Raw genomic sequence first — 20,185 nt, 5'->3', positions numbered from 1 at the left:
GTATTTTTAAGTACTTTGTATTTCAAAGTTAAAGTATAAAAAAATTCAAAGGGCATTCCGGATCAGTTTTTCGAGGGCATTCAGGTGCTCGTTGAATGCCTTCTTCCCCGGTTTCGTGATGGAATACGAGGTGTTGGGTTTTTTACCCACGAACTGTTTTTTCACGAGTATGTATTTTAGTTTTTCCAGCGCCTGGATATGGCTGGCCAGATTCCCGTCGGAAATTTGCAAATGCTCTTTCAGAAAAGTAAAATCTGCCGAATCGTTGACAGCCAGGATCGACATGATACCAAGCCGTACCCTGCTCTCAAAGGCTTTATTTAAATCTTCGATGTAATTTTTCACCTTTCGTATTTAAAGTACATGATGATGCCGTAAACAATATGTACCATCCCAAATCCAAGTGCCCAAAACAGCAATCCGTAATCCAAAAAGAAACCGGCAACCAAGCCAATAAGAACTTGAACGAGCCCTAAATAGCGAATATGATCGAGTGTGTATTTGCTGGCATTGATAAGAGCGAGTCCGTAAAAAATTAATGTCGCCGGAGCAATCCATGCCATGTGACCGTGATAGAGCAGGGTTAGGCAATAAAATCCTCCTATACCAAGAGGAATGGACAAATTATAAACCAGTCGTTTTGCGGAAGCATCCCAAACAGACTGTCCTTCCTGTCTTGCTTTTTAATCGTCATGAGGCCTGCACCTAAAAGCGAAATCATCAATACGAGGAGGAGATCCAAGGCCAGAAAAGTATAGGCCTCCACATTGGTTTCGCCGTTTTCTGTTCTGATTAAATGAGAATAGCCGGGATCCCCCAAACCCAGTCCGAGGTAAAGATAGGCTGCTGCAATCCCTGCAATGGCTGCGAGCCCTGCTATAAGACCAGAGAGGCCGCTCAGCGATAGAAAGCGGGACGAGCGTTCCATGAGCGTACGGATCTCCTTTAAGGTTTCTAGAGGTTCATTCTGTTGTTTCATTCTTTCGGTATTAAAAGTACTTTGTAACGCAAAGTTACACGAATGTATGATATGTATCAGCAGAATTTTTTTCGCTCGCTTAGGGTGGATGTTAGTCTTTGAAATGAGACTGAAAGCTTGACAAGCCGCTCCAGCCTTAATTCAAATTCCTGCTTTGTCATTATGATATATTTCGGCAAAGCTAGGCCACCCACTCAGCGCGGACTAGATGTACTTCACTGGACGGATACGATTGAAAAATTAAAGTAGTAAAATTAACCGATTCATCATCGGAATCGCTAAACCTTAATGACATTGATTTTATTGTCTATCTATAGAAAGGAACTAATCTATCTTATTTACCGGAATTCTTTTCCATTTCATTGAAATAATTTATGTCTTCTTTTAAAGGTGGTAGGTGATATATTTTTCTTCTCTGATTCACATTTTTAGCATCTTCAATTGGGTATAGCTCTAATTTCATGCTGACATTATTATATTTAAACTGAGTGCCATAAATCTGTCTCTTGCCTTTATTCATTAATATTCGATCAAATAAAAAGGGATAACATCGTTTATCCAATTCGTTTTTATTACTCGCATCTTCAATGAGGGAAAGATACTTTTCCTGGTAAGCTTGCGGGGCATGGAGAATAATATCAAATCCTACGTTACAAAGACTATGTCCAACTAATGTTTTACCAGGATAGCCAAATTTATTAATAATTAGTTCTAACTCCCTCTGATTTACAGAATCTCGTTTGTTTTGAATTGACCACAATTGTAATGCCTTAATATTTCTCTTATAAAATTGTCGAGAACCATATAGTGAGTCGAGGCGGATCCTTATCTCCTGATCATTAACACTCATTGTTAATAATTTTGACTGTAGGTCCTTATTAATTAAACTTAAAATACTATCACACTTCCTTCTTACCATCTCATAACTCTGTTTATCTATTTCAGAATATGAATCATGCGCAGATTTCACAAATTTATTATTCTGCAAACTGTCAAACAATAACAAACACTCCTCCTGAGGATAATGCTCAATACTTAAGTTCAAGTATTTAAAGACAGTATCCGGAGAAGCATATACATGAGCATAATTTGCAGCAATATTATTCAAAGTGTAATCTTGCTCATTATTATGTAACTCTAAAAAACATCTAATTAATTTGCTTCGATAATATAAAGAATCATCAATTGAAACATTTCTAGTCCTTTTCGGCATCCATAATTCTTGGCCTGTACATGTAATGAGTGAAATTAGTAAAAACACTACCGAAAGTATATAATTATTTAAATTCATGATAATATTTTAAAAACTCGTATCCTAATGATCTAATTTTTCAATTAATAAAACAATTCCATACCCAGTATCATCGCACCATGCTTTTTCTCCCCTGCTGGCGCAAGTCTTCCGCCAATAGGCGGACAAATCCGCAATAGGCGGACAAATCCGCCAAAAGGCGGACAAATCCGACTTGTGCCACCGAACTTCCCCGCTCAAGCCATTATCAACGTTCATTTTGCATTGAACAGTCCAGACTTCTGGACACTATATTTTTATCAGCTTCTTAGTACATAGTACTAATCCATTTTCTTTTATCTCAATTAGATAAATGCCCGCATTGAGCCCACCCATATCCAATATATTAGACCCATGAAATAATCGCTCTGATAATACTGGGTGACCATATACATTAAATAGCGTAAAGCTCATCTGCTTTGGTAAATAGTTTCCAATATGGATCATAGACTGCTGACTTACCGGATTCGGATAGATACTGATTTGATCTGCCATTTCAACATCTTTGGTACCTGTTGTTCCGAGTTTTAGTTCTTTACAAGTAGTATGTTCGCCGTTGCTGTTTTTAACATGCAAGCACACACGGTATACACCTTCCTTAGCAAAAGTATGCAATATGGAAGTATCCTTATTTGTGGTATAATAGGGCGTTGTTGCGTCGCCCCAATCCCACCAAAATTCGGTTGGCTCATAATAGCTTAGATTCGTAAATTCGATTTTTAAAAAAGCTGTGGAATCCTGATCATACCTGAATTCTGAAATCGGACTATTATTTATATTCAAAGTGTCGCATGTACTGCCATCTATTGGCCCAAGGCGATAATTTGGAAAATCTGGTATTGCACTAAAAGCTGTAATCTTTAATGAGTGTTGTCTGACATCACAGGCTCTTCCTTTTTCATTGGGCTTATTGATATAAAACGCATACTGCTGTCCGGAATTGCTTGTGCTTCCATAAATCCTTCCATCCGGCAAAGGTTGGATAAAACCAAACCAGGTATGATATTCTACATTTCCAGGTGATATATAGGAAAATCCATCATAAATGGCGACCGTGTCCAATATGATATCCGGCCTGGTCATATCTATCTGATACATGGTTTCCGCACGCGATACATAAAAGAATTTCCCATTTGGAGAAAAGGCACCACCAAATAAAAGTATTATCCTGCCATCTATTTTTATACTTTTCGGATTGGATAATAAACCCGTACATCGGTCAAAATCAAAAAAATGCAGAAATAATCCCAGTACACCGCCTTGTCCACCTAATGGTCCTTCGTGTTGGCTGATGTATACTATCTTATCACCCTGTTGAGATACGGCTACACAACCAAAAGGGATATACTGCCGATCCCCAATTACTTGTAATCCATATTTATAAATGGTATCTCTAGTTAAAAGAAAAGTATAGAATGATAACATATCGTGTTTCCCTTTTAATATCCACCAGTCTCTGCCGTTGGCGTGTCTGATTGCAATGGTTCTTCCAGGATCTAGAGTATCTGAAATAACAATTTTGTTTTTCTGAACAACTGCAGCTTTTCCTGCAACACTACTCATATCAATGATTGAATAATGCAAACCATCTGAAAATACATATCCAAGATTTTGGTGAATATAATTATACTCATGTAATAACATATAGTTATCTTGCTTTTCCAATGGCAATATTAACCCTGACTGGTAAACAACATCGCCAAATTCTGTTTGCCTTGTAAAATCCCCCTTGCCATTTTTGATAACCTGATTGGCAGAATCTTCAATAGTGAAACCATTGTAACTAAAAAGATACTGCCCATCAACATCCGACATATTATTTATGGTCCAATGAAAATCAATTCGCCTGAAACTATCGTATGTTATTCTCGGATTTAAACTCGCTGTATTGAAATCAAAGCGGGTAATACCCTGGTATGAATTAAAGACCGTATCATTGCTGCGATACCCCACCAATACATTGTAATCATGCTTCTGTGCAGGCAATTGAAGGATTGCTATGATGCTTGCTAAAAAGGTAATAATTTTCATAAATTGATATAACATTAATTAATAATTAAAATCTTCTGCAAATGAATCGTTTTATCTCCTGCGCTTATCCTGATCTGATAAATTCCATCTTTCATATTTTTAGTGTCCAAAGAAAATTAATTTACGTGAGATGGAATTGCATCCCCTGCTGGCCCCTGCTGGCGCAAGTCTCCCGACTTGTGCCACCGCAAATTTACTAATGCTTATTCTATTCAACCAAGATCTTTATAACCAATCAAGGAAGCCGGAAGATCGAGAAATTCAATATCGATGATACCTTTACGGCCAGCATAATCCCTGGCACTGCTGAATAAATAATGTTCAGGTTCATCAACAATACCTTCCACTACTGGATTATTATGCGCGTATAATATCTTTTGAGATATAACTTTTGGGCTATAAATCTCGATTGGATGATTGTCTTGTTGCCAGAATTGGTATTTTGAATTGTTTGAATTTTTCTTCCCTGCTTCCTCAAAAATGTTCATCATCCATTCTTTTCTGCTTTCTCTAGGATTGGAAGCTATTCCTTTAATAAGTGCAGTTGCGGTAAACTTTTTAAGATCCCGCAGTATATCGGAATGCTTTCCTGGCTCTTTTGAAGAAAAGATCAAATGTACATGGTTGGTCATCAAGCACCAGACATGTATTTGCATTCCCTTATTTATCTGACAATATCTCAGGCTTTCAATAAATAACTCTTTGTATTCAATTCTTGTAAAAACATCTACCCAACCAACTGTTGCGAAGCTTACAAAATAAATCCCTTCAGGCTCATTGAATTTGTATTTGTTGCTCATTAGTCAAAAATAATGGAAATATGGAATTTAATATCATTGGCACAAGTCGGGCGACTTGCGCCAGCGAGGGTTCAAAATCGAATTGGACAATTAAGACGCTTTTTTCCAAAGAGAACTAACTTTGAAAAAATATCTGAAAGCAGAATCAAAGAAGTTGAATTTACAATTCATGTTAATTAGAATTTTAATACCTTATTCCAGAAGAGCTTTCCTTAATCAATTTTTGTTATTTTATAATTACATACACCTAATTTATCACTTTTGATAACGATAAAGTAGATGCCATTTTTGTAATTCGAGAAATCCAATTCATAGTCAGAATAGTAAATATTTTTATTTAATTGCAATTGACTTCCAGAAACATCATAAACCGCGATTTCTCTTTTTCCCTTAGGCATGTCCCTTAAATCCAAAATATATTTATTCCCTTTTAAGGAAATTAACCTCGTATCGCAATTTATTGTGGTTTGTTCAATAACATTAGTCATTTCACATGGTACTGATTCTGCTTTCAAATTGTAATTTGGGAAATTAGGAATCGTGTAAAAGTTATATGTGGGTAATTTAATAGCCCTTTGCTCAAAATTACAAAGTGTGCCCTTAGTATTTGGATCTTTTATGACATGATAAAAATTCGATGTGCCTGGGCATGCAACATAGATTCTATTATCTAATGCAAGTTGTGCACCCCCAAATCTTGTATTTGGAATCATTTTATCCCATTCAGCAACAACAGTCTTACTCGATGATCTATTTGATTCAAAAAGATCTATCTGCCAACATCTGGATCTATTAAACACATATAAAAATTGTGAATTAGGTGATATTTCGCAATAGGAACCGGAAACAGTATCTTCCGGAAATCTAATATTCTCAAGAAAACTTAGTGTTCCTTTACATCGGTTAAATCTAAACAAGGAAATTCCTTCGTAATTGTCAGAAATCGCAAAATAATTCCCATCCGAACTAAATTTACTCGAACCAGAACCTGATTTAAATGCATAAGGTAATTCAAAACATATTTTGGAAGAAAACTTAAATTCATCTGATACAAGCTTAAAGACACTAATACAATTAGAATCTAAATGTGGAAATAAAATCCACCAATCCAATCCATTACCGTGTTTGCACATTGTTATGCCATTTATGCCAAATATTCCGTTTAACAATATATTTGTTTTTGAACTTACAATACCATTTGGATGAATTGAATCGAAATCAATAATATGATAATAAAATGCAGACCGTCCTACATTTCTTGTGCCATTAACGTTGATTGTATCTAAATTAGGCGAAATTAAAATAAATCGTTCATGTTTACCTTCTATAGGAATTGCTAAAGCACTCTGATCAAGAAGTATTCCAATTCCATTTGTGCAAAAAGAGCCCCAATTTATGGGTGTTAAATTGTCACCATTTAGAATTAATTGATGGTTGCTGTTAAATATTTGGCATCCGTCAGTATAAAACAATAATTTTCCAACCGAATTACTAATCACAGTAACACCATCAATATACATAACACTTTTAAATGTTGAAACTTTCAAGCTATCATCATTGAAGTTAAACTGTGTATGTAAATTCATTGTGTCATAACCAAACAACCAATTACTCGAGTATTTTACTTGGCAATATACCACTTGAATAAACATTGCACCAAGCAATATCATCGTTCCCTTTATATATTTTAAATTAACAAACATGCTTATTTATCGTAATTTATATTTTATTATCATAAATATTTTATTGCCTTGCAAATATACATTCTATAATACTGACTTATAAACTTGTTTATTGTCCATGGATTCCAAATTTTAAATAACTTTTGTTTCGGCTAGCTAATTGTATCATTGGCACAAGTCGGGAGACTTGCGCCAGCGAGGGGACTTGTGCCAGCGAGGGGACTTGTGCCAGCGAGGGGACTTGCGCCTGCGAGGGACTTGCGTCTGCGAGGGGACTTGCGCCTGCGATGAGTTCGAATATTTGTCCAAAGGAACGTCTATAAATATTACGATAATCGAATCACCGAAACAGCTACAATGGATATCCCGGAATGTTTTTCCCAAGTACGATGTTGCGAACTCCAATTGCCAATTCTCCATCGCTTACGAGCTCCACAATTCCGTTTCCAGCTCTTTGCTCAAGTCTTTGGCGATGCCGTTCCGTAAGCAAAGGATCATCGTCAAACAGTATATCGTCGATATAATACTCCGCAATATCATTGGGTTCTTTGATGGTACAATGGATATGCGCCGGATCTGTCCTGCCCGGATAGCTGCCAGGTCTCACTGTGTATATTTCATAGGCACCATGCTGATCTGTTTGTACCCAACCCCTGATATAACCATGGGTTTGTCCTAAATCATTTGGAGCCATACTGCGCCTTATTTCCGGCTTGTGAAGGTAGGTTCCCTCGGTATTGGTGTGATAATAATAAAGTAAAACTCCCGGCGCAGGTGTCTGACCATCTGCTTTGAAAATCACGCCTTTTATTTTTAACTTCTGGCCAGTCTGATGCCACCCCGGACTGGTATCTACCGCATTCACAGATCTGGGAATCCCATAATAGGTGAATTCGCGATTTTCGAAAGCCCCGCCAATTTGCGATGGTTTCTTTCCTTCGCTTATTTCCTTTCCCTTATGTTGATTGCATGAACTGAGTATCGCAATAATAATAACGAATACAAAAGTCCTTATCATTTGACTTTCGCTTAGATTCATTTCAGGATATTTCAATTTCATAAATTCTATTTGCAACCATACATTCTATAATACTGATTTATAAACTTGTTTATTGTCCATGGATTCCTAATTTTAAATAACTTTTGTTTCGGCTAGCTAATTGTCTCATTGGCACAAGTCGGGCGACTTGCGCCAGCGAGGGGTAATCTGCGTAATCCCCGCCTGACCGAATAATTTTTTCATTATTTTATAACAAAATATCAGGCGGGGAGTTGCGGGAAATAAATACAGGGGTTCTCCAACATGAGTGATTTCTAATACTACCTACTCATTCCAAATTACCTTAGGCCTTTAGTCAGGAGTCAGCAATTAGTAGTTAGTAGTCATACTAACGATTGTTAGTTTTAACAAATCTCCTGCTTTATGCTTTGAGCTTTTCTTCAAACTTTGCTCTTTCCTCCTTCCCCTATCCTCTTTGCTCATTAGGCTTTGAGCTTTTCTTCTTTAAGCTTTGAGCTTTTAAAATCCTGCCCTCAATGCCAGTATAAAATTCCTTCCACCTGCCACCAATCCCGAACTGTAAGGCCTGTATCGCTGATCCGTCAGATTTTCAATACCGGCACTCAGGGTCCAGTTCTCATGCAACTGATACATCGTTTTGAAATTGATCGTGTACCAGGATGGAGAGTACGGATTCCCATTTGCGTCTTTCGCGTAGATCGCCAGCTTGCTTTGCTCTTCGGGATTCAGATCTTCATATATTACACTGGCGCTGTAAACCGCGTAAAATTGTAGATCCAGTTTTTTCTTGTGAAAAACCAATTGAGTCATTCCGAAAGCCGGCGCAGCATGTCGTGAAGGTTTTACCTCGCCATTGTCCATTTCTTCTTTTCCCGATTGATAATTGTACTTCGACAAAAGACTCCAACCGGAAAATAGTTTGATCTCGATACCTGCATTCAGTCCGCTTACGCGGCCATAGGCCGCATTCTGAATGGCGTACACTTTACTCATCTGTCCGTCGTATAAAATACTATCCTGTCCATTTACCTGAAATGCCCTGCGCACCATGGCATGATCGAGATAAGTATAATATGCAGCAAGTTCGAGTTTTATGCGCTCACCAAATATTTTGGTGATGCCGATTTCGCCGTTGTACGCATATTCTGCTTTCAGTGAAGTGTTCGGGACGATGACTTCGCCGGAAACAAAATCAAATATTTTTCCGATATCATCGACATTAGGCGCCCTGAATCCGGTTCCTAAATTTACATGCAGTCTCCATTTTTCTGCCGGACGATACACAAATCCCAGGCTCCCGATGGCCGCAGAATTTTTCACAGTTGAATTTGTAAAATCAAACGGAAAAAAAACGAGGTGGCGGGTAAAATCGGATTGAATGTCGTAGGCTCCTATCCTCGCTCCTGCCTGAAGCAAAAGTCTGTCGGAAACCTTATACTGATAATTTGCATAGGCTGCATAACTCTTCCACACCGATGCCGGATATCTGTCGGGCACCTGAATGGCCGATCCATTCCTGATATCTACCGCAGTTCCGGTAGAATTCACATCGTTGACGACATATTCAAGACCATAATGAATCCGGTGTTTATGGATATCTTTTTCAAAATCCAGGTTTATGGAAAATGCATTCACCTCTTCGAGGTTATTTCGAAGTCGGTGGTGATTCAATCTCCGGTCGATCCGGCTTTCCTCAAAATATTGATGAGCTAATCTCAAGGTCATGCCGTCGTAAAATTTATTGGAAGTCACCTGAGAAATCGACAAATTATGCATGCGCCAGATTTGCGGCCCGTAATTCCAAACCGCCGAAACGGGAAGTCCGTTGCTTTGTGTTTCGATCAATCGGTCGTAACGCGAAAATTCAGAAGATTCCGACAAGTGAAAAGCATATTCAAAATTCCATTCAGCATTAGGCCTGAACCTCAGCTTTTGCATTAAATTCAATTGGGAATAGGCCGTTGGGTCCTGTACCATCGGATCCTTGTTTTCAAATACGCGGTCCATGCTGTCCAGTCGCTGCACGGTGTAGTGTTTCAGATAAGAATCGGGCCCGTTTTTTCCCATTTGCAAGTGGCCATAATCCGCATGCGTCAGGCTGGCCACATACGAAAATTTTTTTCCGGCTGCGTTCACGTCAAAATGCTTGGTGAATTCGCTGTTGGCAGAGGCATATCGGCTCACAGCTTTTCCGGTAATGAGCAGATCTTCGGAAGCAGATAATTGCGGAGTGAGGGTCTGAAAACTCATCACTCCGCCTATGGCATCGCTCCCAAAGATGATGGAACCCGGACCAAAAAATATTTCTGTATTTTCAATCGCAAAGGGATCCAGTGCAATCACGTTTTGAATGTTACCGGCTCTGAAAATGGCGGAATTCATGCGAACGCCATCGACCGCATACAACAAACGGTTGGTAGCAAATCCGCGGATCATCGGACTGCCCCCACCCTGCTGACTTTTCTGGATAAAGACTTCGCCGGTTGAACCCAGCATATCTGCGGCGGTCTGCGGATTGTAAGAAGTCACATCCTTTGGAGAAATAACCGAAATTTTTGCCGGAACATTTTTGGATGATTGCTTCCAACGGGTGGCTGTAACCACAATCTCTTCAAAATGCGCAGCACTTGCATCCAGCTGTAAAATAAAGCCGGCCTGTTCAATTTCAGCAAAACTTTTGACTACCGTTTTATAACCAAATCCCAATACCTGAATGTTTAATACATTTTTAAATGCCGAAATATCAGCTTCGCCTTTGTGGTTGGTCGTTGCAAATAATTTCGGCGATTCACTCAGCAGGGTAACCATTTCAAGCCCCTCACCGGTTTGTGAATCTTTGATGGTGATGGTCTGCAATTGGGCCGTAGCAGGCGCCCATAAGAACCAGCACAGAATGCATATATATTTCATAGTGATAAATCAATTAAAATAAATAAATAAAGCAGTCAGCAATTGCTGAACTGGCACATACAAAAAAATAATGAAAATAATTAGGACTGTTCCGGTGGCACCGCAAACAGGTCTTCGAATCCGGCTTCCAAACTGGAATGGTAAAGCCGATGCGTGTGCACGATTATGAGCTGAAGAGCTGCATGATGTATATCGACCGGATTATTAAACAAGGATTTATAAAAACTAAATATCTTTTCCTGACAATCGTTAGTCTGAGGGTGCTGATCAAAAGCACCACCGCACAAATCCACAAGTTGCTTGTTGAGTTTGGTTTCTTCATGATCCCACCAGCACCAATAGGAAGTGGTGTCGTTAACGGTCGATTCTTCGACCACATCGTACATGTTGTGCTGATATTCGAATTCACGGGAATGTTCCCAGGTCAAAAGTCTGGATTTTTCACTGCTGGAAAATTTCAACAGAATCAATTCATTTTTGTTGATCCCCGCAATCAGATTTCTTTTGACTTCTTTTCTGATGATGTGTTTTTGATGCTGCAGCAAGACATAAACTGCTGTGCCTGGCACTACTAAACAAATCAACAAACCGATTCCTATGAACCTTTTAGGCAACTCCTGCAATTGAGCTGCTAAATTAAACAAAAAACCAGGAATGATCCGGGTTCCCTACCATGCCTCAATAAAATCTACTGGACTTGCCATCTCAGCTTTTTAAATGGAAACATGCAACCGGTCCCAGGCAGCGATAAATTAAATTCAGGAAATTGTGTCTTGCATTAAATCAATAGTGGTCCGGATCATTTTTTTAACACTTCCGAATCGATATCTGATAATTATTGGATGTAATTGAAATATAGTTTAAAATAAAGGAAAACTTATTCGGTCAAGCGGCGTTTACGCGAATTACGCAGAATAGGTTCTGTTCTGAATATCTGCGACATCTGCGACATCTGCGGGAAACATCACTTGATTTTTTCCCGCATCTGACCGACTGATCTATTGTTTTAAAATTATAGAAAACTTATTCGGTCAGGCAGCGTTTACGCGAATTACGCAGACTAGGTTCCGGTCTGAATATCTGCGACATCTGCGACATCTGCGGGAAACATCACTTGATTTTTTCCCGCATCTGCCCGACTGATCTATTGTTTTAAAATTATAGAAAACTTATTCGGTCAGGCGCCGTTTACGCGAATTACGCAGAATAGGTTCCGGTCTGAATATCTGCGACATCTGCGACATCTGCGGGAAACATCACTTGATTTTTTCCCGCATCTGCCCGACTGATCTATTGTTTTAAAATTATAGAAAACTTATTCGGTCAGGCGCCGTTTACGCGAATTACGCAGAATAGGTTCCGGTCTGAATATCTGCGACATCTGCGACATCTGCGGGAAACATCACCTGACTAAAATAAAACTGCTTGCTCTTCTTAAGCCATAGAATGCAATCCAACCTTATTCCCTTCGGTATCTAAAAACAGGGCAATAAAACCATTGGCACCAATAGGAGTTTTAGGCAAAAGTATTTGTCCACCGGCAGCCTCAACCCGTCCAAGTGGTTCAGCCAGATCTTCGCCTCCGTTGAGATAGATCAAAGATCCGGAAGCGGAGGGTTCAAAACCTTCACCCTGAACAATACCTCCGGTAACGCCATTTTGCATGTCGCCTGGCAAGATTCCGTATTTCCATTCCGGATGCGGCATTTCTTCAATTTCAGCATTAAACAAAGCTGCGTAAAATGATTTTGCTCTTTCGAAATTTGTTGCTGGTATTTCAAACCAGTTAATTGAATTTGTCATTGTTTTGGATTTTTATTTTGTTTTTTCTTAAAATAGGATGCATTTGCCCTGACCATCTAAAATCAGAACCGGCAACAAATTTAAAAGCCCTTTTCATTAATTCTGGGATTTTAACGTTATTTAACTTTGAAAAAATTGTATACCCACTTCTGCAACTCAAAAGAACAAGAGTAGTGATGACTGATGCAGAATGCTAATGGGTAATGGGTAATGCATAATGATGATGGATGATCCCAATCTCTGCAATAAAATTGAAAATATACTCTATATTGTTGATCAGAATAAATTCCACTTTACATGAATTTCCCCATTACTTAATAATTTATATTTATTAGGGGAATAGATCAAAATGATGATTAGATAGCAAACGTAATTAAAAACTATTATTTTTACAATTATTTTACCATTATTACTGATAACCAATATCCACTTTTAAATACTATTACCGGGAATGAATAATATTCATGTCACCAATTATCAAATAGTAACTTATTTATTCAGAAATAATATTGCACAAATTATGAAAAACTCGATTTTATTAGCTCTAGCCTTCATCCTGGTTTCAGGATTTTCTTCCTTTGCTCAAAGTAAAACTACCGAAGAAATAGGTGCAAGCAGCAACAGAAGAACTACGACAATTTCTATATCTGTAGTAGTCAAGCGCGCAAATGGAAAAACCCAATCAGCTGCACCCGTTAATTTGCCTGCCAATGTCGATCCGACCACAGTAGAATTTTTTGCATATGATACCGGTGACAACAAGAGAGATGTTCCATCAACGGCAGTGGTTTATAACAAAAGAGAAAGAACCATAACTATCGACGAAAAGCAGTTGCCTGCCAAAAGAAAACATTCTCTTCGTGCCAGAGCAAAAGGAAAAACACTGAATGATATTGACCAACCCATCAATTTGGACTAAAATAACAGTTCAGATTGGAAGGTTCCTATACTGACAAGTAAAAACAACAAATGGGCGGGATAAATCCCGCCTTTTTATTTGTATATAAGATACATTTTTCAATATAGAAGCGCAGGTATTAAATGCGTGATCGTTAAACCGATTCTTATGAAATCAACTATTCGGAGCAAAGTGGGTGGATAAAATTGCATAATTTTTTAGTAAAGAAATAATTCCCCATATTTTATCGGGACGAAACCTCCCCAATTTATTTCCCGCACCTGCCCGACTGATCTATTGTTTTAAAATAATGGAAAACTTATTCGGTCAGGCGGGGATTACGCAGATTTTCGCAGATCTTTCATTTAGGTTTTTATCAAAAAGTCGAAAAGTCATAACGTCGAAACCTCGGGACGAAAAACCTCCCCAATTTATTTCCCGCTCCTGCCCGACTGATCTATTATTCTAAAATAATGGAAAACTTATTCGGTCAGGCGGGGATTACGCAGATTTACGCAGATCTTTCATTTAGGTTTTTTCAAAAAGTCAAAATCCCGAAATGTCGAAATGTCGAAATGTCGAAATGTCGAAATGTCGAAATATCGAAATGTCGAAAAACCTCCTCCATTTTTTTCCCGCACCTGCCCGACTGATCTATTGTTTAAAATAATGGAAATATTATTCGGTCAGGCGGGGATTACGCAGATTTACGCAGATCTTTATATTTAAATTATCATTAAAAAGTCAAAAAGTCAAAAAGTCAAAAAGTCAAAAAGTCAAAAAGTCAAAAAGCCTAAAAGCCTACACGCCTAAAAGCCTAAAAGTCAAAACCCCGAAGTGTCGAAATATCGAAATTTCGAAATGTCGAAAAGCCTAAAAGCCAAAAAGCCTACACGCCTACACGTCTAAATGAAAAAACACACCTTCCAGCATCGTCACCGCTTGTCCGATGATCACGACCTGATCTCCATCCTGGTAAACTTCCATTTCACCGGTCCGTTGAGACGATTGCAAAGCCTTCATATTCCCTTTCTGCAGTTTTGCATTCCAGTAAGGTGTAAGAAAAGTATGAACTCCTCCTGTGACGGGGTCTTCCGAAGTCCCCGACCAGGGCCAGAAAAAACGGTAATGAAAATCAAAGTCTTCTTCTGTTGATCTTGCCGTGACACATACCCCATTGATGTATTGATAAGATTTTAGGAGGCTACCGTAATCCGGATTTAATGCATCCAGAATTTTATTGTCAGTCAGTTCTAAAAGAATAATTTTTAAATTCTCACAGAATGCTGAATGGATGATTTCAGTTACACCTAATGCAGCGAGCATGGCATCAGGTACATCCAATGGTGCCAAGGGATAAACAGGAAATTGCATGGAAATTTTATTCCCTCGGCGCAATGTCGTCAGTTGAACACCATTTACATTCGTAAATACAATTTTGTCCAGATCTGTGAGGGAAAAAACGATCTGAGCAGATGCCAGGGTTGCATGGCCACAGATCGCAATCTCCTGTTTCGGCGAAAAAAATCGAATGGAATATTGCCCTTCATGAATTTTGCGGACAAATGCGGTTTCCGAAAATCCAATTTCCATGGCCACATTTTGCATCGTTGGTTCATCCAAATCAGAATCCGGTAAACAAACAGCAGCAGGATTGCCTTTGAATTTTTGATGGGTAAAAGAATCAACAAAATAAGTTTTCATGTTGTCATTTAATGTTATAATAATACAAAACTCTATAGACTTAGGTTCAAATATAACAATAACGGAATCTGACAAAGCTAAAACACAAATTGAGATAGGAACAAAGACTTTTAGGGATTTCGTCCTTTTGATGAATAGCCTATCTAAAAAATTAGATATTTCGTTTCGTAATTTCTGCCACGAAGACACGAAGTTGCACAAAGTATTTTATTGACAAGAAGATCAGCACAGATCTTTAAATGGTTAAAATGAAAAAGACAAGGCTGAATACAGTATTTGAAATATTCTGCTTTTTCTCGCTTTAAGCTTTAAGCTTTAAGCCCAAATTTTTGACTTTTTGAGAGAAGAGTCCTTTAGATAAAATTGAATTATCCGTCGCCTAAACTATGCGGCTTTTCTGCGCTGAACGATGCCTTTTACAAAGCCCTCAGGCTCACTAATATTTTTAATGACATGCCTGACCCCCGCAGGCACTTCAAAGTAATCGCCTGCACCAAAACGAACAATATGACCTTCGAAATCGCACTCGCATGCTCCTTCGAGTATCAGAAAACTTTCTGTAAAATCATCACCGGAATGTTGATCTTCGACCAGCACCTGATGAAGCCATACCAAATTTATTTCCAGTTCCTGTCCTTGCTTTAAATTGCGAATCGAAAAATCAGGATACTCGTGTTCAGGCAGCAAGTCTTTTATCGCAGCCTGCCAGGCATAGGCATCGCTGTGTTTCGTGATCACAGGCAAATCATTCAGGTCGATCTTTTCCCTGGTGAGAAATGGATCTAAATAATTTAGGGTGCGATCTTTTAAATTCCGGGGTGGCGTTTGGCCTATCTTGTATTTTTCCAATGCTGCCAAAGTTTCATCGATTTCGATTTGTAATTCCGGATATTCAGAAGCAAGTTTTAACAGGATACGAGCTTCCGCTGCTGGTAAATTACCCAAACAGTAAGATTCGATGACCCCCGAAGAAATGTATTGTTCGAGATTAAACATGCTTCAGGTTTTTTCTCAAAATAAGCAATGCAGAGCGCGTGCGGGACTTTACTGTCCCTAGTGGAAGCCCGGTTTCGTCGGCCACTTCCTGTTGGGTATAACCCATATAATATTGATAATCAATCATTTTTTTTAGTTCTGGGTCCAATTTTCCAAGTGCAGTATCCAAACCAAGATAATCCAATTGCAACATTTCAGGACTTGGGCCTGGTACAGATACGGCGCTTTCTTCATTTTGGATCTTCCGTTTGGCAAGAAAATATCCGGAACGAACAAAGTCCAGAGCGATCCGGCGGGCAATAATAATGATCCAGGTGTAAAGCCTCCCCTTCGAAGGTTCATAATGCTGAATTGACCTCCATATTTTGACAAAGGTATCCTGCACTAAATTTTCAGCATCGGGTTCGGATTTGGTGATCTCCAAAATGACCCCATAAATTGCCTTTCCATAACGATCGTACAACTCGCTGAATGCTTCGCGTTCGCCGCTTTTCAATCTTTCGACGAATTCAAATTCGGCTATATATTTTGAAGATGAAACTTCCAAATTATTAATGAATTGACTCCAAATTTAAAAGAAAAAGGAGATTTTTTCTGATAAATATTACAGACCTGAAATCCAAAATTCAATTCTTCCCGTACATGTTGTACGAATTGCCGATTGGTTAACTCTCTTGAAAATCGTCAATCCATTTTATTAAAATTAAAAACTAAAAAATTCTTTACAGATGAAAAAGTTATTTATGCTCTCTTCCTTTTTTATGCTCTTTACAGCTTCCTTCCTGGCCGGTCAGGAAAAAAAAGCCGGGCTGATTGTTACCAATTATTTCAATTGGCTCGATGCCGGAAATCTGGATGCGGTAGTCGCTTTACTTACCGATGATTTTAAAGCAACTGCTGCTTTTGCACCTGTAGCCTTTGATAAGAAAGGTTGGCGTGGCGTCGGAGAAAACTTCGTCACGGCTTATCCTGGAATGAAACACGAAATCCTGGATTGGTTTGCGGATGATAATAAAGTGGTGGTGAGTGGAATTTTTAAAGCGAAAAATACCGGGATCAATATGGGGAATCCGCCAACGGGAAACGCTGTTGCAGTTCCGTTCACTACTATTTTTGAACTCGATGGAAAATCAAAAATCAAAACTCTCGATACAAAATTTGACATGAAGCTATTCGAAAGCCAGTTGATGGCAGGCATCAATCCACATGCCAGAAATGAAGCAAATATTCGCAAAGCTTATGCATCTCTTGAAAACCGCGATTACAAGAGTTTTGCCAGCGTATGTTCCGAAGATTTTTCGGAAATCGGATTCAGCCCGGATCCCATAAAAGGAGTGTGGAATGCCATTGAGGCCTACAAGCCATTTTTAAATGCATTTCCGGATATCAAATTCGATATCACTTCCATCGTTCCGGCTGCACCGAATACCTATTACCTGACCATAAAATTGTCCGGCACCAATACAGGAAGTTTTATGGGCATTCCTCCAACCGGTAAACATGCTGTCGTGGAAGACATGGATGTGGTTGTATTGAATGAGCAGGGACTTTGCATCTCTCACAAATCTGTCAATCCAAATGGATTGCTTTACAGCATTGGAATCATGCATAAACTCGATCCTCGAAATGCTGCTGCAGAAGCATCTGTGCTCGGCATCATGGCTGCGGCAGATGCAGGAGATACCGAAAAATTGATTTCATATTTTGCGCCAGATGCCAAGCATTACTTCAATGGAATCGCCAATACAAACGATGAGTTGAAAAACGGGTCTTGGGTTTTAAATCCGGATTCCCCGATGTTAAACGCAGTTTGAAAGTCGTTGCCTCCGGTCATGGCTCCGTCTCTGTGCAAGGCTGGCTAACCGGTACCAACAAAGGAGTATTCATGGGCAAACCAGCTACCGGTAACAAAATAAACGTATCTGCTTTGGGCGTATATAAATTTAATGAAGACGGAAAAGTGAGTGAAGCCTGGGTGGAACTGGATGGTGCAACGATGATCAACCAATTAAAAGGTGAAAATCTGATGAGCGTCTCAAAAAATAAAAAATAACAGCTTCGTAAAACCGTAGGAGTGACACAGTCCTGCTACGGTTTTTTAAAAATAAAAATAATTAATCCAAGAAATTAAATTTTAATATCATGAATAAAATAATCTGCTATTTACTTTTCGCAATTTTAGTCTCTGCATTTTCCTGTACACACAAGGAACCGACAACATCTGCAACCGATGACCATATTTCCATCAGCAAAAAAGCACATTCATTTTTTAGTGAAAACAAATTCGACAGCGTGCTGAACCTGGCATCGGAAACCATTCAGGTCATCAATTATGTGTCCGGGCAAACTTTTAACGGAAAACAGGAATTTCTAAGTTTTATGATGGGTTTTAAAACGGCATTCCCGGATCTGAACATCAATCACACCCATGTTTTTGAAGATGGCAAGGGAAATGTTGCCCTGGAATTTGAAGCAACAGGAACCCATACAGGACCCCTCGTTGTGCCGGGAGATACCATTGCACCCACCGGAAAATCCGTGAAATTATTTGTAGGTGAAATGCATCGCATAGAAAATGGCAAAATTGTAAGCATACACAATTATCAGGATTCCGGATCTCTGATGGCGCAATTGGGATTGATGAAGTAGATCAATTTATATATCGCAGTGGCAACGATTTAAATTGAAATTCTAAAGGATCTTCCAAAGCTTCTTCAAGGTAATACTGGAATTGAGTTCAGCAAATCATTCAACGGAAGCCATATATTTTTTTTGCCTTTTGTAATCACCGCCGAATGAGTTGAGATTTTCAATTCATGAATTCAACAACAATTTACCTTCCGACGAAAGACTAACGAAGGAGATCTGATTTCGCAATGTATTATTTTAGACCGAGTAAAAACCCAATGGTGAAATTCGCATCCCAATCAAACACAAAGGTCTTACATCCCGTTTCGTCGGCAATGGCTTTATAAATATTGATCCCGGCTCTTTGCTTTTCGCCTTCGGCTTTGTAATCGGCCGGTGCTTTGAGAACCGTATAGCGCTCTTTTCCGTTGCGAACTTGTTTGGCGAGTTCAAATGGAATCCCCCCGATGATAAAACAGTATTCCCGGTTGGCCGCAGGAACCTGAGAAATGACCTTTTTACATCGCTGTAAGCCTGTTCGTCTGAAATGGATTTTTGAAAGTACTTGGATCCTAAACTTTCATAGGCCTGAATCCCCCTCGAAGACCTCCAGCTGATCTTGGTATTTCCACTTCCAATATCAACCATAAAAGAGTTATCATTGAATGGTGGTGGAATGACACAGTTCAAGCCAAATGTACCTTCCTGCTGTGCGGTCACTTCGTTTACAAAATATCCCAGTGATTTCAATCCTTTGGATATCTTCATGACGCTGGGTTCATTCTTTGCGCCGGAACTCACCACAAAATGGATGTCTTTGCCCGGTACGCCATAATCCAGCATGCCCCGGATGTAATTTTTCAGACCGTTCCTGACGTCATCGTCGGTCGCCATGTTCTCGTGTACCAGACTGGATCCAAATTCAGCTTTCTGCAGTTTCCAGTTTTTCTGAGCATCGATCAACACTACAAAGGAATTAAATCCGGCAGCACCCAATTCGACCACTCCTTTTAATTTTCCATTAACAGGCTCAGGGGCCACATAGGGAAAATCTGAAGTTTGAGCTTCCACTGCAGACTCCTTATTTTCTTCTGTCGAAACCGGAGGTGTATTTTCAGGAAGACTGGTTTGTTCTGTACCCGGCTGCACTCCGAATTTTTCCTGCAGACCAGGAGCATACTTTGTATACAATACGTAAATAACGGCCAGTATTGCCAACACAATAAGGAATCTCGAAAATCTGGTGAGTTGCATATTTATTAGTTTGACTGTAAAAATACCATATTTTGAAAATTGTTGGATCGTTATCGATGAAATTAGATCAGCAGCTGGGTTTTGGCTTTGATTAAGACCGATTTATCGATAAAATCCATGGAGCTTAAAGCACAAAGCTGTAAGCGAAAAGCAATAGCCAAGAAGCTTTCAAGAGTTTAATGCCTAGA

General features: G+C 39.1%; 16 protein-coding genes and 2 pseudogenes. 4 read left to right on the top strand and 14 right to left on the bottom strand.

The features are described from left to right. Positions 1-45: 45 nt before the first annotated feature. The 10 genes and pseudogenes from IPM34_06580 to IPM34_06535 all read right to left on the bottom strand — a co-directional run bounded on the left by IPM34_06580 (position 46) and on the right by IPM34_06535 (position 12,517). Positions 46-345 (bottom strand): transcriptional regulator, encoded by a 300-nt coding sequence (locus IPM34_06580; protein ID MBK8955206.1) that lies wholly within the window; start codon positions 343-345, stop codon positions 46-48. Further along, positions 342-979, bottom strand: a pseudogene (locus tag IPM34_06575) (hypothetical protein). The gene IPM34_06580 and the pseudogene IPM34_06575 overlap by 4 nt, the downstream one beginning before the upstream one ends. Before the next feature lie 334 nt (positions 980-1,313). Further along, complete coding sequence (locus IPM34_06570) at positions 1,314-2,270, bottom strand: hypothetical protein (GenBank protein MBK8955205.1); 957 nt, start codon at positions 2,268-2,270, stop codon at positions 1,314-1,316. 249 nt (positions 2,271-2,519) lie between these two features. After that, entirely contained in the window at positions 2,520-4,301 is a 1,782-nt protein-coding gene (locus IPM34_06565; protein MBK8955204.1) for a T9SS type A sorting domain-containing protein, read from the bottom strand. 212 nt (positions 4,302-4,513) lie between these two features. Beyond that, positions 4,514-5,101 (bottom strand): transposase, encoded by a 588-nt coding sequence (locus tag IPM34_06560; GenBank protein ID MBK8955203.1) that lies wholly within the window; start codon positions 5,099-5,101, stop codon positions 4,514-4,516. Between the two features lie 212 nt (positions 5,102-5,313). Continuing rightward, a complete protein-coding gene (locus tag IPM34_06555; protein MBK8955202.1) occupies positions 5,314-6,804 on the bottom strand; it encodes a hypothetical protein in 1,491 nt (496 codons plus the stop codon). A gap of 331 nt (positions 6,805-7,135) precedes the next feature. Then, a complete protein-coding gene (locus tag IPM34_06550) occupies positions 7,136-7,843 on the bottom strand; it encodes an intradiol ring-cleavage dioxygenase (GenBank protein MBK8955201.1) in 708 nt (235 codons plus the stop codon). Between the two features lie 459 nt (positions 7,844-8,302). After that, the gene (locus IPM34_06545; GenBank protein MBK8955200.1) at positions 8,303-10,714 is read right to left on the bottom strand and encodes a TonB-dependent receptor; all 2,412 of its coding nucleotides are present in this window, start codon (positions 10,712-10,714) and stop codon (positions 8,303-8,305) included. 80 nt (positions 10,715-10,794) lie between these two features. Further along, entirely contained in the window at positions 10,795-11,358 is a 564-nt protein-coding gene (locus IPM34_06540; protein ID MBK8955199.1) for a hypothetical protein, read from the bottom strand. Between the two features lie 790 nt (positions 11,359-12,148). Next, positions 12,149-12,517 carry a VOC family protein gene (locus IPM34_06535; protein MBK8955198.1) on the bottom strand — a complete coding sequence of 123 codons (369 nt, stop codon included), beginning with the start codon at positions 12,515-12,517 and terminating at the stop codon, positions 12,149-12,151. A gap of 520 nt (positions 12,518-13,037) precedes the next feature. On the opposite strand from IPM34_06535, the gene IPM34_06530 reads away from it, so the two are divergent. Further along, complete coding sequence (locus IPM34_06530) at positions 13,038-13,436, top strand: hypothetical protein (protein ID MBK8955197.1); 399 nt, start codon at positions 13,038-13,040, stop codon at positions 13,434-13,436. Positions 13,437-14,312: 876 nt separating this feature from the next. On the opposite strand, the gene IPM34_06525 is transcribed toward IPM34_06530, so the two are convergent. From IPM34_06525 to IPM34_06515, 3 genes are all read right to left on the bottom strand, one after another. Further along, on the bottom strand, positions 14,313-15,119 hold the full coding sequence (locus tag IPM34_06525; protein MBK8955196.1) for a PhzF family phenazine biosynthesis isomerase: 807 nt from the start codon (positions 15,117-15,119) through the stop codon (positions 14,313-14,315). 384 nt (positions 15,120-15,503) lie between these two features. Continuing rightward, positions 15,504-16,115, bottom strand: coding sequence for a cupin domain-containing protein (locus IPM34_06520; GenBank protein MBK8955195.1), 612 nt, complete (start codon positions 16,113-16,115; stop codon positions 15,504-15,506). Further along, positions 16,108-16,662 carry a sigma-70 family RNA polymerase sigma factor gene (locus IPM34_06515; GenBank protein MBK8955194.1) on the bottom strand — a complete coding sequence of 185 codons (555 nt, stop codon included), beginning with the start codon at positions 16,660-16,662 and terminating at the stop codon, positions 16,108-16,110. Before IPM34_06515 ends, IPM34_06520 begins: the two co-directional genes overlap by 8 nt. A gap of 181 nt (positions 16,663-16,843) precedes the next feature. Here IPM34_06515 and IPM34_06510 point away from each other — a divergent pair, with 181 nt between their 5' ends. The 3 genes from IPM34_06510 to IPM34_06500 all read left to right on the top strand — a co-directional run bounded on the left by IPM34_06510 (position 16,844) and on the right by IPM34_06500 (position 18,764). Continuing rightward, complete coding sequence (locus IPM34_06510) at positions 16,844-17,929, top strand: ester cyclase (GenBank protein ID MBK8955193.1); 1,086 nt, start codon at positions 16,844-16,846, stop codon at positions 17,927-17,929. Then, positions 17,887-18,168 carry an ester cyclase gene (locus IPM34_06505; GenBank protein ID MBK8955192.1) on the top strand — a complete coding sequence of 94 codons (282 nt, stop codon included), beginning with the start codon at positions 17,887-17,889 and terminating at the stop codon, positions 18,166-18,168. Before IPM34_06510 ends, IPM34_06505 begins: the two co-directional genes overlap by 43 nt. An 89-nt stretch (positions 18,169-18,257) precedes the next feature. Next, positions 18,258-18,764: an ester cyclase gene (locus IPM34_06500; GenBank protein ID MBK8955191.1), complete on the top strand. Its 507-nt coding sequence runs from the start codon at positions 18,258-18,260 to the stop codon at positions 18,762-18,764. Between the two features lie 232 nt (positions 18,765-18,996). On the opposite strand, the pseudogene IPM34_06495 reads toward IPM34_06500, so the two are convergent. After that, positions 18,997-19,997 (bottom strand): annotated as a pseudogene (locus tag IPM34_06495) (hypothetical protein). Positions 19,998-20,185: the final 188 nt, after the last annotated feature.

This window comes from Saprospiraceae bacterium, from assembly GCA_016716185.1.
Classification (GTDB): Bacteria; Bacteroidota; Bacteroidia; order Chitinophagales; family Saprospiraceae; genus Vicinibacter.
The sequence above is the reverse complement of the archived record's forward strand: the minus strand, read 5'-3'. Positions and strand labels throughout refer to the sequence as shown.